The 13,665-nt window shown below is 70.8% G+C and carries 12 protein-coding genes; 9 read left to right on the top strand and 3 right to left on the bottom strand.

The window, feature by feature from the left end; genetic code table 11:
- Positions 1-26: 26 nt before the first annotated feature.
- The gene (locus JHW41_RS03280; RefSeq protein WP_250449021.1) at positions 27-1,382 is read right to left on the bottom strand and encodes a Gfo/Idh/MocA family protein; all 1,356 of its coding nucleotides are present in this window, start codon (positions 1,380-1,382) and stop codon (positions 27-29) included.
- 242 nt (positions 1,383-1,624) lie between these two features.
- Between JHW41_RS03280 and JHW41_RS03275 the strand changes: the two genes are divergently transcribed.
- From JHW41_RS03275 to JHW41_RS03260, 4 genes are all read left to right on the top strand, one after another.
- The gene (locus tag JHW41_RS03275) at positions 1,625-2,851 is read left to right on the top strand and encodes a hypothetical protein (RefSeq protein WP_250449020.1); all 1,227 of its coding nucleotides are present in this window, start codon (positions 1,625-1,627) and stop codon (positions 2,849-2,851) included.
- A gap of 199 nt (positions 2,852-3,050) precedes the next feature.
- Positions 3,051-4,340 carry an amino acid deaminase gene (locus tag JHW41_RS03270; RefSeq protein WP_250449019.1) on the top strand — a complete coding sequence of 430 codons (1,290 nt, stop codon included), beginning with the start codon at positions 3,051-3,053 and terminating at the stop codon, positions 4,338-4,340.
- A gap of 28 nt (positions 4,341-4,368) precedes the next feature.
- Positions 4,369-5,241 (top strand): MurR/RpiR family transcriptional regulator, encoded by an 873-nt coding sequence (locus tag JHW41_RS03265; RefSeq protein WP_250449018.1) that lies wholly within the window; start codon positions 4,369-4,371, stop codon positions 5,239-5,241.
- A complete protein-coding gene (locus JHW41_RS03260; protein WP_250449017.1) occupies positions 5,238-6,398 on the top strand; it encodes a 2-dehydro-3-deoxygalactonokinase in 1,161 nt (386 codons plus the stop codon). The genes JHW41_RS03265 and JHW41_RS03260 overlap by 4 nt, the downstream gene beginning before the upstream one ends.
- Before the next feature lie 136 nt (positions 6,399-6,534).
- On the opposite strand, the gene JHW41_RS03255 is transcribed toward JHW41_RS03260, so the two are convergent.
- Entirely contained in the window at positions 6,535-7,089 is a 555-nt protein-coding gene (locus JHW41_RS03255; RefSeq protein ID WP_250449016.1) for a nuclear transport factor 2 family protein, read from the bottom strand.
- 269 nt (positions 7,090-7,358) lie between these two features.
- A complete protein-coding gene (locus JHW41_RS03250) occupies positions 7,359-7,595 on the bottom strand; it encodes a hypothetical protein (protein ID WP_057949188.1) in 237 nt (78 codons plus the stop codon).
- Positions 7,596-8,294: 699 nt separating this feature from the next.
- Between JHW41_RS03250 and JHW41_RS03245 the strand changes: the two genes are divergently transcribed.
- Genes JHW41_RS03245 through JHW41_RS03225 form a run of 5 tightly spaced genes read left to right on the top strand, consistent with a single transcriptional unit; the run spans position 8,295 to position 13,664 of the window.
- The gene (locus tag JHW41_RS03245; RefSeq protein WP_139381943.1) at positions 8,295-9,434 is read left to right on the top strand and encodes a tetratricopeptide repeat protein; all 1,140 of its coding nucleotides are present in this window, start codon (positions 8,295-8,297) and stop codon (positions 9,432-9,434) included.
- A gap of 28 nt (positions 9,435-9,462) precedes the next feature.
- Positions 9,463-9,729: a flagellar biosynthetic protein FliQ gene (locus tag JHW41_RS03240; RefSeq protein WP_057949191.1), complete on the top strand. Its 267-nt coding sequence runs from the start codon at positions 9,463-9,465 to the stop codon at positions 9,727-9,729.
- A gap of 4 nt (positions 9,730-9,733) precedes the next feature.
- Positions 9,734-10,486, top strand: coding sequence for a flagellar biosynthetic protein FliR (locus tag JHW41_RS03235; RefSeq protein ID WP_250449015.1), 753 nt, complete (start codon positions 9,734-9,736; stop codon positions 10,484-10,486).
- Complete coding sequence (locus tag JHW41_RS03230; RefSeq protein WP_250449014.1) at positions 10,483-11,547, top strand: EscU/YscU/HrcU family type III secretion system export apparatus switch protein; 1,065 nt, start codon at positions 10,483-10,485, stop codon at positions 11,545-11,547. Before JHW41_RS03235 ends, JHW41_RS03230 begins: the two co-directional genes overlap by 4 nt.
- A complete protein-coding gene (locus JHW41_RS03225) occupies positions 11,544-13,664 on the top strand; it encodes a flagellar biosynthesis protein FlhA (RefSeq protein ID WP_250449013.1) in 2,121 nt (706 codons plus the stop codon). The genes JHW41_RS03230 and JHW41_RS03225 overlap by 4 nt, the downstream gene beginning before the upstream one ends.
- Position 13,665 lies beyond the last annotated feature (1 nt).

Raw genomic sequence — 13,665 nt, 5'->3', positions numbered from 1 at the left:
CGCGCGGACGGCGGCGCGCGCGGGCTTCAGTAAAGCTCGTCGAAGCCGAAGATCGGCTTGCGGTCCTTCCACTTGCCGTCGGTGAAGTCCGGGAACTCCAGCGTGCGGTGCTCGGCGATGGACTGCTCCGACAGCGGCGTGATCGCGCTCCAGGCGACCGCGTCGAAGATGTCGATCGGCATCGGCGCGCCGGCCTTGAGCGCTTCGACGAAGGCGTTGATCACGAACCAGTCCATGCCGCCGTGGCCGGCGCCGGCGGCGGTCGCGCCGTGGCGCTTCCACAGCGGATGGTCGTACTTGTCCAGCCACACCTCGGCCTTGTCCCACTCGTGCGGCTTGCTCTTGCCTTCGATGTGGATCGAATCGTTGACGTCCATCCACAGCCCGTCGGTGCCCTGCACGCGGAAGCCCAGCGAGTACGGGCGCGGCAGCGAGGTGTCGTGCTGCAGCACGATGGTCTCGCCGTTGGCGCAGGCGATCTGGGTGGTCACCAGGTCGCCGAGCTTGAACTTGACCTTCGCGTTCGGATGGTCCGCGCCGGCCTTCTTGACGATGTAGTCGTGCAGCCCGCGCGGCTTGCTCGACATCGCGCTCAGATAGGTGAAGCGGTTGCCGCGGTGGATGTTCGCCGCCATCGCGCAGGGGCCGATGCCGTGGCTCGGGTACAGGTCGCCGTCGCGCTTGACCGAATGCTCGGTGCGCCAGCGCGCCTCCGACCATCCCTTCGGCCCGAACTCCACGCCGCTGCCGTAAGGCTGGTCGGGATTGCCGTTGTTGAACTTCACCGCGCGCAGGTCGTGCTGGTAGCCGCCCTGCAGGTGCACCAGTTCGCCGAACAGGCCCTGGCGCACCATGTTGAGCACGGCCAGCACGTCGCGGCGATAGCACACGTTCTCCAGCAGCATGTACGGCGCGCCGGTCTTGAGCTGGGTGCGCAGCACCTGCCAGTGATCGTCCAGGGTGATGCCGGCGACCACCTCGCAACCGACCGCGATGCCGGCCTGCATCGCCGCGATCGCCATCGGCGCGTGGTACTCCCAGGGCGTGGCGACGATCACGCCGTCGAGCCCGTCCTTGGCGAGCATCTTGCGGTACGCCTCGACGTCGCCGCCGTCGCCGTACGTCGCCGGCTTGGGCTTGCCGGCCTTGTCGATCATCGCCAGCGCGCGGCCGAGCATGATCGGCTCGATGTCGCACAGCGCGACGACCTCGACATCGTCGCGGCGCACCAGCTCCTTGAGCAGGACCTGGCCGCGCATGCCGGTGCCGATCATGCCCAGGCGCAGCGTGGAGCGCTTGCGCGCGAGCGCCGGGGCGAACGCGTTGGCGGCGAGCAGGGTGCCGGCGGTCGCGGAGCTGGCGATGAAGTCGCGTCGGTTCATGCGGGTGCCTCGATGGATGCGGTGCGGTGGAAAGAAGGATCGTGCGTTGCGCGCGGGCGCGGGCAAAATCGAAATATTTCGCCCGGAAATCTTTCTAATTTCTTTCGATAAAATATATTACGAGTATCTGGGATGCATTTTGCGCCGCACAATGTGGCATAAGTATCGAATTTATTAGGATGCGCCTGAAAGCCCTCGGCAATATCGAAAGTTATCGCTTGAAAACCACAAGGAATCGAAAGATGTTGCTCGGCCGTCCGCCCGCGCTGCGTTCGCTCTACGTCTACCCCTGGGACGTGGCGTCGCAGGGCGCGCGCGAGTTCGCCGCGCAGGCGCTCGGGCTGGGCCTGACCGCGGCGACCGTGGCGCTCGGCGGCCGCGCCGGCAAGTTCGTCGCCGCGCAGCATCGCGGCAGCCGCGTGGTGTTCGCCGAAGAAGGCACGGTGTGCTTCGAACCCGATCCGCGCGGTTACGGCGAGATCGTGCCGGTCGCCCACAGCGACCCGGCGCTGCGCCACGCGGTCGAGGATCTCGCCGCCGACGGACGCCTGCAGCTGCGCGCGAAGCTGCCGCTGCTGCACAACGCCCGCCTCGCCGCGCAGCATCCGCTGCACGTGGTGCGCAACGCCTGGGGCGACGCTTACGCCCACCACCTGTGTCCGTCGTCGCCGGCGGCATTGGAATACGCGCTGGCGCTGAGCGCCGACTGCGCGCGCCTGCCGCTGCGCGGGCTGGTGCTGGAAGCGCCGAACTGGCTGTCCTATGCGCACGGCCACGCGCGCGAGTTCGCCCAGGCGCACGGCAACCTGTGGCTGGAAGCGCTGCTGAGCCTGTGCTTCTGCAGCCACTGCCGCCAGCGCGCCGGCGCGGCCGATGTCGACGCCGACGCGCTGGCGGCGCGGGTACGCGCGCGCGTCGACGCCTACCTGGCCGCGCCGGTCGACGCCGCGGCCGACCAGGCGGCGGCGTGGCTGCTGGCCGACCTGCTGGAGATGCCGCAGTTGGCGGCGTATCTGAGGTTGCGGCACGAACGCGTCGCCGAAGCCGTCGCGGCGATCCGCGCGCGCCTGCCGCGCGACCGCGACGTCTGGGCGATCGCGACCACCCGGCGGCCGAGCGCGAACGCCTGGCTCGAAGGCAGTCCGCTCGCCGCGCTGGCGCGCGCTTGCGACGGCGTGGAAGTGCGGTTCGACCATGCCGACGCCGCGCGCGTGGCCGCCGACGCCTTCGACGCGGTCCAGCGCGTCGGCGATCCGGCGCGGGTGCGCGCGATCCTGCGCCCCGGCCCACCGGAGCTCGGCGACGGCGCCGCGCTCGCCGCGGCGCTGGCCGCGCTGCAGACGGCCGGCATCGGCGATGTCGCGTTCTATCACTACGGCCGGCTGCGGCCGCACCAGTTGCACGCGCTCGGCGCGGCGCTGCGCGCCGGGTCGGCCGGCGCCGCGCATCCATCGGCGGGCGTCGCATGAGCGCGTCGCGGCCCGCGGCGATGTTCGCGGCGCGCGCATCGGCCGCGTCCAGGCGCGGGCGCAGGCGCACAGACCCGCGGCCGCGCGTCGCCGATGATGCGTTTCGGCGCGGCCGTCGCGCCTGCGCCGCGCCGGCCGCGCGCGCGATCGCCCGCAGCGCCGGCCAACCCACCCGACCGCCGGCGCTCCGGAGACGACCATGAACGAAGCATTGCGCGCGTTGCAGAACCAGACCCTGTTGCCGGGCGTCAAAGGCCTGCCGCTGCAAGCGCCGCTGGCGCAGGACCGGATCGCCGCGCAAGGCTATTGCGTGCTCGACGGCCGCTTGTCGTATCCGGTCGCGGTGCTGCGGCAATCGACGCTGGACCACAACCTGCGCTGGATGCGCGAATTCGCCGAACGCGCCGGCGCGCTGCTGGCGCCGCACGGCAAGACCACGATGAGCCCGCAGTTGTTCCAGGCCCAGCTCGACGCCGGCGCCTGGGCGATCACCCTGGCCACGGTTCCGCAACTGCGCGTGGCCCATCGTTTCGGGGTTCGGCGGGTGCTGCTGGCGAACCAACCGGTGGCCTACGCCGACATCGAGAGCCTGGCGGCGCTGCTGCGCGAAGACGAAGGCTTCGAGGCCTGGGTGCTGGTCGATTCCAGCGCCGGCGCGGCGCGCTTGAACGAGGTCGTGCGCCGGCACGCGCCGCGGCGGCGGCTGCCGGTGTTGGTGGAACTGGGCCTGTCCGGCGGCCGCACCGGCGCGCGCGGCGTCGACGCCGCGCTGGCGCTGGCCGGCGAAGTCGCCGCCGCCTCGCACCTGCGCCTAGCCGGCATCGAAGGCTACGAAGGCCTGTGGACCGGCGCCGACCGCGCCGCCGACCTGCAACGCGTGCAAGCCCTGCTCGCGCGGATGCTCGACGCCACCCGCCGCTGCGACCGCGCCGGCCTGTTCGACGGCGAGGAGATCCTGATCAGCGCCGGCGGCTCGGCCTATTTCGATCTGGTCGCCGACGCCTTCGCCGGCCTCGACGGCCTGTCGCGGCCGCTGCGCCGGGTGCTGCGCTCGGGCTGCTATCTGACCTCCGACCACGGCCTCTACCACGGTCTGCAGCAGGAAATGCGCACCCGCCACGGCGCCGAGTTCCGCCACGGCCTGCAGCCGGCGCTGGAACTGTGGGCGATGGTGCAGTCGCGGCCCGAGCCCGGGCTGGCCTTGCTGACGCTGGGCAAGCGCGACGCGTCCTACGACGTCGAACTGCCGCGCCCGCTGCAATGGCACCGTCCCGGCGAACCCGCGCCGTGGCCGCTGCGCGAGGCGCGCATCGCCCGGATGAACGACCAACACGCGTATCTGGAACTGCCGCCCGAGCACCCGCTGCAGGTCGGCGACCTGGTCGCCGTCGGCATCTCGCACCCGTGCACCACCTTCGACAAGTGGCCGTTGATGCTGCTCAGCGACGACAGCTACCGCGTCGTCGGCGCGATCAACACCTTCTTCTGACCGCCCCGCCAATGAGGAGCGCAGCCCCGTGTCCGACAACCTGATCCCGGCGATCCGCGGCGCGCTGCACGCGCTGCGCCCGGCCGAACGCAAGGTCGCCGCCGTGGTCCTGGCGGAACTGGATTTCGCCGCCGGCGCCAGCATCCGCGAACTGGCCGCGCGCGCCGGCGTGTCCGAGCCGAGCGTGACCCGCTTCAGCCGCGCGGTCGGTTGCGGCGGCCTGCGCCAGTTCAAGCGCCGGCTCAGCCACAGCCTGGCCGCCGGCGTGCCGTACCAGGCGGTCACCATCGACAAGCGCGACGGCGCGGCGCTGCTGGTGCACAAGGTCTGCGACAGCATCGCCGCGGCGCTCGACGAGATGCGCGAACGCACCGATCCGGCCGCGCTCGACGAGGCCGCCGCGCTGATCGCCGGCGCGCGCCGGGTGTGCTGCATCGGCGTCGGCCCGGGCTGCGCGGCGGTCGCGCAAGAGGCGTGCCTGCGCCTGCAGCGCCTGGACATCGCCGCCAGCGCGCACAGCGACGGCGAATCGCAACGGCTGGCCGCGGGCCTGCTCGGCGCGCAGGACGCGCTGCTGGCGATCTCGCTGTCCGGATGCAGCGCGGAAATCGCCGACTGCGCGCGCATCGCCCGGCGCCAGGGCGCGCGGACGATCGCGCTGACCGCCGCCGGCACGCCGCTGAGCCGCGACGCCGACGTGCCGCTGCTGCTGCCGCCGTCGAGCGCGGCCACGCCGTACTCGCCCGGCGTGGCCCAACTGATGCAGTTGGCGCTGGCCGACATGCTCGCCATCGCCGTGGCGCTGCGCCAGCAACCGGCGGTGCTGGAGAAAGCGCGCCGCGCCGCGGTCGGACTCGAACGCGCGCCATCGGCGCCGGCGCCGGGGACGGTGCGCGCATGAATCCGCATCCGTTCGCGCCGGCGACCGCCGCGGCTTCCACCCGCGCCGTCGGGGCCGCGCCGCGCGCCGGCGCGGATCTCGGCAACGCATGCCTCGACCGCGCGCTCGCGCACGGCGTCGATCCGGACGGCGCGCAAGCCGCGCCAACGCGGGCCTTGCGCGGGCGCGCCGACGACGCCGCGTTCGCGCCCGGCCTCGGCCGTCGCACGGCCGCCGCGCGCACGCCGCCGGGCCCGCAAATCGCCCTGATCGGCGTGGACTGGGGACCGACGCGGGTCCGCGCCCACGCCTTCGACAGCCACGGCGGCGTGCTCGCCACCCGCGACAGCGCGCGCGGCATGGCCGGGCTGGCCAACGCCGACGAATTCTCCGCCGCCCTCGACGAACTGCTCGGCGCGGAACTGGACGACGGACGCGCGCCGATCCTGCTGGCCGGCATGGTCGGCGCGCGCCAGGGCTGGCAGGAGGCGCCGTACGCAGCGTTGCCGGCCGATGCCGATGCGATCGCGGCGATGCTGCAGCCGCTGCGGTTCCGCGGCCGCCACGCGGCGATCGTGCCCGGCGTGTGCGGCCCCGCGGTCGCCGGTTTCGGCATCGACGCGGCCGCCGCCGGATTCGCCGACGTGATGCGCGGCGAAGAGACCCAGGCGATGGGCGTACCGCCGGGCACCGCGCGCGCGGTCGCTCCGGGCGCGCACAGCAAATGGCTGCGCCTGCGCGCCGGCGCCGTGGTCGGATTCTCCAGCTACCCGACCGGCGAGCTCTATTCGCTGCTGCTTGAGCAAAGCTTGCTCGGCCGCGGCCTGCCGGCGCAGGCCTGGTCCGAACGCGGCTTCGCGCTCGGCCTGGACACGGCGCGCGCGCGGCCGGACTGGCTGCACCAATTGTTCGGCGTGCGCGCCCGCCACGTGCGCGACGCCGCGCCGGCCGAGGAACTGCCGGCGTTCCTGTCGGGCTTGCTGATCGGCTACGAATGCCTGGCCGCCCAGGCCGCCGACCCCGGCGAGGGCGAAATCGCCATCGTCGGCGACGCCCGCCCGGCGGCGATCTACGCGCAAGCGCTGCGCCGCTACGGCCAGGCGCACTACATCGTCGAAGGCGACACCGCGTTCTGCCGCGGCCTGTGGCGCATCGCCCGCGCGGCCGGCTATGCGTGAGCGCGCGCTCGGCGTACGCGAGGAGTGAGCGCAGAGGAGTGAGGAGTGAGAGAAAAGCCGCTGTTCTCACTCCTGTAAGCGCGCCGGAATCAGGGGCGAGAAGGCCGCTTTTCTCTCACTCCTCACTCCTCTGCGCTCACTCCTGCTCCCCAACCGCCCGATGCGCGTAGCTCAGCGCCCGCGTCACCCGCCAGCGCTCGCCGTCGCGGCGCCAGACCATGACGAACTCGCCGTGGCCGTGGCAGGCGCCGCCGTCGGGTTTGCAGAAGCGATGCTCGCCGATTTCCATCACTCCGAATCCGGGAATCGGATAGGCGCGCAGGCTGCCGGCGACCAGCTCGCGGCGGAACTTGCCGCAGACGTTGCGGCGCACGCTGTCGACCATCGCCTCGCGGGTCCAAGTGACGCCGCCGAGATCGTGATAGAACTCGATCTTCTCGTCGAACAGCGCGCCATGGCGCTCGAGCTGGGCCGGATCGGTGCAGCGGTTGAACGAGTCGAACAGCTGCGCATCCAGTCCGGCGACCAGTTCGTCCAGCGCCGCGCCCTCCGGCAGCGCTGCCTCGGCCGGCGCGGAAGCGCCATCGGCGCCGGCCGGCTTGGCGGGCGTTTCCGCCCAAACCGGTTGCGACGCTGCGGCCGCGCACATCAACGTCGCGGCCAACGCCGCCTTGCCTGCAATACCCAACATCGCCACGCCTCCATCGTTGCGGTCGGCGCAGCCTAGCGCGGCCTGCCGGCGCGAACCGCGGGGCGGAGGTCACCCTGTCTTTTGGCGGGTGCGGGTTCGATCGGCCTGCGTGCGCAGCGGCAGCCTGTCATGGCTGGGCAGATTGCGGCCTGAAATCGGCGCATGGCCGCCGGCGAGTTTCGATCAGGCGCACCGCGGCAGAGCGCGCTGCGGCGAGCGCCTCCATGCGAGGCGTGTCGTACGGATACGAGAACGCTCGACCGGTCTTCTCAACCCACCGGCGCGTCGTCGAGCGCGTCGTCGTTGGCCTGCGCCGGCGCGCCGTCCTCGACGATGGCCTTGCGGATCTCCGCCAGCATCGGCAACAGGTTGTAGAACGAATTCGCCACCGCCTTGCGGCCCAGCGCGGTGTAGCGGTCGCCTTCGCTCAGCGCGAAGAACGTCGCCTCGCGGATGGCCTGGATCGCGCGGTCGGCTTGTGCGGCGGAAACGGATGGGGTGCTCATGGCGGGCCTGCGTCGGCGACGTGCGAGGACGATGCGTCCAGCCTAGCCGAGCGCCGATGCACTGCCTGCGACGGCGGCCCGGATTATGCCGACGCCGACCGCGGCGGCGGATCGGCGTTGGGCTGGCGATCAGTTTCGTTCTCTGCGACGCGACGATGGGAGTCTGCGATTGCGCCGGCCGGCGCGCGAACGTGCGAAGGCCTGCGCAGCGGACAACGATGCGCGGCGAACGAGCGCCTGCATGAGCGCTCACGAACCGGCGGCGCGCGCGGCGATCGGCATCGATGCGCCGCGCGCGGCCTCGGCGCATCGGCAAGGCGCTCGCCCCGGATCGCGAGCGCATTGCCTGAAGCGGCTGAAGCGCGGCTTGCAACCGGCCGGCGCCGAGCCGGCTCTGTTGCGCTGGGCCGCCCCGCAGCCGCGGCGACGGTAACGGGGACAGACGGCAGGGCCGAAGCACAGCGCATCCGTTCGTCTGGCGTCACAAAATTTAATGCCAGATAAACAGAATTTCGTCACAAATTTGTTCTCCAATCGTCAAGCCATTGACCTAAATAGAAAACAATCAGGACAAAGACCGTATATGAATCACGATTGGGATCACATTTACTCGATCCGAAAAGTTACGATAGCGTCAAAGCGTTGCGCTTTAACTTTTTATTCACATTTGTGAAACCCGGTACAAGGACGCACGGATCAATGAGCGCAGCTCCCGATTTCGCCGCTTTGACGGCGCGGCACCAGCGCCTGCAGCAGTACCTGCAGGCCGACCCGGACAACCTCGGCCTGCTCGCCGACGCCGCCTCCGCCGCCTTCGACGCCCGCCACCTCGACGAATGCGATGCGCTGATCGCGCGCTATGCGCGGCATGCCGCGCCGACGCCGTCGCTGCGCAATCTCGCCGGCCTGTCGGCGATGTCGGCCAGCCGTTTCGAGGAAGCCGAAACGCAGTTCGCCAGCCTGCTGACCGAGTTCGACGATCCCCAGCTGCGCTTCAACCACGCCTATGCGGTGGCGATGCAGGCGCGCTATGAAGAGGCACTGCAAGGGCTCGACGACGCGGTGCTGGAACAGGTCGCCGAAGCGATCCGCCTGAAGATGCTGTGCCTGTACCACCTCGGCCGGCTCGATGACGTCGTCGAACTCGGCGAGCGCTACGCGCAGCATCCGCAGGCCGGCGAACAAGTGCGCGGCCTGCTCGCCACCGCGCTGTTCGACGCCGACGAATTCGAGCGCGCCCAGCACTACGCCGCGCTCGCGCCCGACTCGGTCGGCGGCCTCACCGTGCTCGGCCTGCTGGCGCTGCACGAAGACGACACCGCGACCGCGCGGCAACGTTTCGCGCTGGCGCTGGAAGCCGATCCGGCCAGCGGCCGCGCCCAGCTCGGCGAAGGCCTGGCCTGCCTGGCCGAGCACGACTTCGCCGCGGCCGCGCCGCGCCTGGACCGCGCCGCGACCTTGCTGCGCAGCCACGCCGGTTCCTGGCTGTCGGCCGGTTGGGCCTATCTGATGGCCGGCCAGCCGGCGCAGGCGCGCGAGCGTTTCGAACGCAGCCTGCAGACCGATCGCGGCTTCGCCGAAGCCACCGGCGCGTTGGCCGTGGTCGATGCCTTCGAAGGACACGACGAGCAGGCGCGCCACCGCGCCGAAGTCGCCCTGCGCCTGGATCCGAACTGCCTGTCCGCGACCTACGCCCGCAGCCTGTTGCTGGCGCGCGGCGGACGCGAGCAGGAAGGCGCCGCGCTGTACCAGCAGATGCTGCAGCGCCCGCTCGGCGAAGACGGCCCGAGCATCGCCCAGTTGATCGCGCGCCGTGCCTCGCACGGCGCGCGCGACTGAGCGGCCGCGACCGTCCACAGGGGGACCCATGTCGGCCGACCAAGCGCTGCAGCTGATGGAACAGCTGTTCTGGAACAGTTTCCTGATCGCCTCGCCGATCCTGATCGCGACGCTGCTGGTCGGCGTGCTGATCAGCATCGTGCAGGTGGTGACGCAATTGCAGGAGATGAGCCTGAGCTACGTGCCCAAGCTGGGCGTGGCGGTGGTGATCGTGGTCGTGCTCGGCAGTTGGATGCTGGGACGGCTCACCGGTTTCGCCACCGAGCTGTTCAAGAGCATCGCCAACCTGGGCTGACGCGATGAACGCCTATGTCGCCGCGATCGCCTTGTTGACCCTGCGGATCGGGCCGGTGTTCGTGCTGTCGCCGCCGTTCTCGCTGGTGCGCGTGCCGCAACGGGTGCGGGTGTGCCTGGTGCTGGCGCTGGCCGCGCTGCTGGCGCCGGTGCTGCCGATGGCGCTGCCCGCCAACGAAGGCGCGTTCGTGCTGTCGGCGCTGTCGGAACTGCTGATCGGCCTGACCTTCGCGGTGGCGCTGCAGATGGCGTTCGCCGCGCTGTCCTTCGCCGGGCGCGTGCTCGACGTGCAGGCCGGCTACGGCCTGGCGCTGGTGATCGACCCGTCCACGCGCGCGCAGTCGCCGCTGTTCGGCACGATCTTCTCGCTGGCCGCGGCGGCGATCTTCTTCGCCAGCAACGGCCACCTGGAACTGGTGCGGGTGCTGGTCGCCAGCGCCCACGCCATGCCGATCGGACTGCCGGTCATGGCCGGCACGCCGCAGGCGCTGATCGGCTACCTGGGATTGCTGATGAGCACCGCGTTCGGCGCGATCGCCGCGGTCACCGTCACCTTGTTCCTGATCGACCTCACCATCGCCCTGCTCTCGCGCGCGCTGCCGCAGATGAACGCGTTGATGCTCGGGCTGCAGGTCAAGACCATCGCCACCCTGGTGATGCTGACGCTCTCCGCCGGCCTGCTGGCGCCGGTGGCGCTGCGGCTGATCCGCCACGCGCTGGACTTCATGGCCGCGCTCGGTCCGGGAGGCGCGCCATGAGCGAGAGCGATCTCAACAAATCCGAACAGGCGACGCCGTACAAACTCGAACAGGCGCGCAAGAAGGGCATGATCGCCAAGAGCCAGGAGCTGGGCCTGGTGGCGGCGTTGGCTTGCGCGGTCGGTTATCTGTACGCGCGCGGCGACCTGTTGTTCGCCCGGCTCGGCGCGCTGAATGCGCGCGCGCTGGCCGAGGCCGCCGCGCTCGACGGCGGCGGCCGCGCGCTGCTGCACTGGCTGCAGCGGCTGATGCTGGAAACCGTCGCCGCGATCGCGCCGCTGATCGGCGTGGTCGCGCTCGGCGCGCTGGTCGCCAGCCTGGCCCAGACCGGGCTGCTGTTCGCGCCCGCGGCGATCAAGCCCGACATGTCCAAGCTCAACCCGATGCAGGGCTTCAAGCGGGTGTTCTCGCTGCAGACCCTGATCGAGGCGGCCAAGGCCTGCTTCAAGATGCTGGTCTACAGCGGCCTGTGCCTGCTGCTGATCTGGCAGCTCGCGCGCACCCTGGCCGACGCCGACCGCAACGCCGCCGGCATCGCCGTGTCGCTGTCCTCGCTCGGCCTGAAGTTGCTGCTGTGGTTCCTGTTCGCCGCGGCGGTGTTCGCCGCGATCGACCAGATCCTGGTGCGGCGCATGTTCGCCCGGCGCATGCGCATGAGCAAGCACGAGATCAAGCAGGAACACAAGCAGCGCGAAGGCGATCCGCGCATCAAGCAGCGGCGCAAGCAACTCGCGCGCGAACTGCTGCAGCGCGCGCAGAGCATGCGCAACGTGCGCGGCGCCGACGTGCTGGTCACCAACCCCACCCATTACGCCATCGCGCTGAAGTACGAGCCGACCAAGATGCTTGCCCCCACCATCGTCGCCAAGGGTTCCGGCGAGTTCGCCCTGCGCCTGCGCAAGCTGGCCTTCGTCTACGGCGTGCCGGTGATCGAATCGCGCGCGCTGGCGCGGCAGCTGTTCCACAAGATCCCGCTGGAGCGCGAGGTGCCCGACGCGCTGTACCGCGACGTGGCCCAGCTGTACCTGCGCCTGCGCCGCGGCGCGGAGGCGCGCGCATGACCGCGCTCGCGTCCAAGACCTGGCTCGGCAGGCTAGGCCGCCACGCCGACCTTGCGCTGGTCGGCGCGGTGCTCGGCATCCTGCTGATCCTGTTCATCCCGATCCCGCCGGCGCTGCTGGACCTGCTGATCCTGGTCAACTTCGCCTTCGCCCTGTCGATCCTGCTGATGACGTTCTACGTCGCCCGGCCGGTCGATTTCTCCACGTTCCCGTCGCTGCTGCTGATCGCCACGCTGTTCCGATTGGCGCTGAACATCGCCGCGACCCGCCTGATCATGTCCGGCGCCGACGCCGGCAACGTGATCCATTCGATCGGCGACTTCGTGGTGCGCGGCAACTACGTCATCGGTTTGATCGTCTTCTTCATCCTGATCGTGGTCCAGTACGTGGTGGTCACCGCCGGCGCCCAGCGCGTGTCGGAAGTGGCCGCGCGCTTCGTGCTCGACGCCATGCCCGGCCAGCAGATGAGCATCGACGCCGACCTCAACATGGGCCTGATCGACCAGGACGAGGCCAAGCGGCGGCGCAAGGAACTGGAGAAGGAAGCCGGCTTCTACGGTTCGATGGACGGCGCCAGCAAGTTCGTCAAGGGCGACGCCATCGCCGGCATCGTGATCCTGCTGATCAACATCTTCGGCGGCTGGGCGGTCGGCGTGGCGCAGATGGGCATGCAGTGGCACGACGCGCTGCGCACCTTCACCCTGCTGACCATCGGCGACGGCATCGTCACCCAGGTGCCGGCGCTGGTGATCTCGGTCGCCACCGGCATCATCGTCACCCGCTCGTCGTCCGACAACGAGCTCAGCGCCGAAGTGGTGCGGCAGATGGTGCGCTTCCCCAAGATCCAGCTGATGGTGGTGCTGGCGCTGATGGGGCTGCTGTTGCTGCCGGGCATGCCGAAGTGGCCGCTGCCGATCCTGGCGGTGGTGGCGCTGGCGATCTGGCTGCTGGTGCGCAAGATCCAGCGCGCGGCCAGGAGCGAGCCGGCCGCCGAGACCGAGGACGCGCCGGCCGATGCCGCCGCGGCCGGCGCGGTGGCGCCGATCGAAATCGCCTTCGGCCCGGCCCTGGCCGCGGCCTGGCTGCCGATGCGCAGCGTGCTGACCGACCGCATCGCCTCGTTCCGCAAGCACTATTCCAAGGACATGGGCGTGAGCGTGCCGGCGGTGACCTTCCGCGAGGAAGCGATGCCCGGCGCCGACGACTACCGCATCTATCTGTTCGGCGACCGCTACGCCGACGCCACCGTGCACGCCGACAAGACCCTGGCGATCCACGCCTCGGACAAGGCCGGCAAGCTCGCCGGCATCGCCACCAAGGACCCGGCGTTTGGCCTGCCGGCGGTGTGGATCGACAACGAACAGGCCGCGCAGGCGCGCCAGCTCGGCTACACCCCGATCGATCCGGTGACGGTGCTGACCACCCACGCGATCGAGGTGATCAAGGCCAACATCGCCGGCCTGCTGACGCGCGCGGAGACCATGGCCATGCTCGAAGGCGTGCGCGCGCGCCAGCCCGGGCTGGTCGAGGAACTGGTGCCGAACGTGCTCGCGGTCAGCGACGTGCAGCACGTGCTGCAAGGGCTGCTGGAAGAGAACGTGTCGATCCGCAACATCGACCTGATCGTCGAGGTGCTGGCCGACAACGGCCGCCACGAGAAGGACCCGGCGCGGCTGGTCGAAGCGATCCGCCGGCGCCTGGGCCACGGCATCTGCCGCGCGCTGCAGGGCGAGCGCGAAACGCTGTCGGTGCTGACCCTCGATCCGGCGGTGGAGAACCGCATGCTGCAGAGCCTGGCCCAGGCCGGCGACGCCAGCCACGGCTTCGTGCTCGACCCGCGCCTGGCCGAGAGCTTCCTGGCGCGGCTGCTCAAGCTCAACGAAGCGATGATGCGCAAGAACCTGTCGCCGGCGCTGCTGTGCCGGCCGGAGATCCGCCGCGCGCTGCGCCAGTTCAGCCGCCGCGTCGCGCCGCGCCTGGCGGTGCTGTCGATGAGCGAGATCCCGCATTCGATCAGCCTGACCTCGTTCGGCACCGTCGGCGCCGAGCTGCCGCCGGCGCCGGCCGACGCGACCGCGCCCGCCGCGCCCGTCTCCTTCAAACCCGTCGCCGCCTGAG

Source organism: Lysobacter enzymogenes (genome assembly GCF_023617245.1).
Taxonomy (GTDB): domain Bacteria; phylum Pseudomonadota; class Gammaproteobacteria; order Xanthomonadales; family Xanthomonadaceae; genus Lysobacter; species Lysobacter yananisis.
Note: the sequence above shows the minus strand (reverse complement) of the source record. Positions and strands in the feature narration are given on the sequence as shown.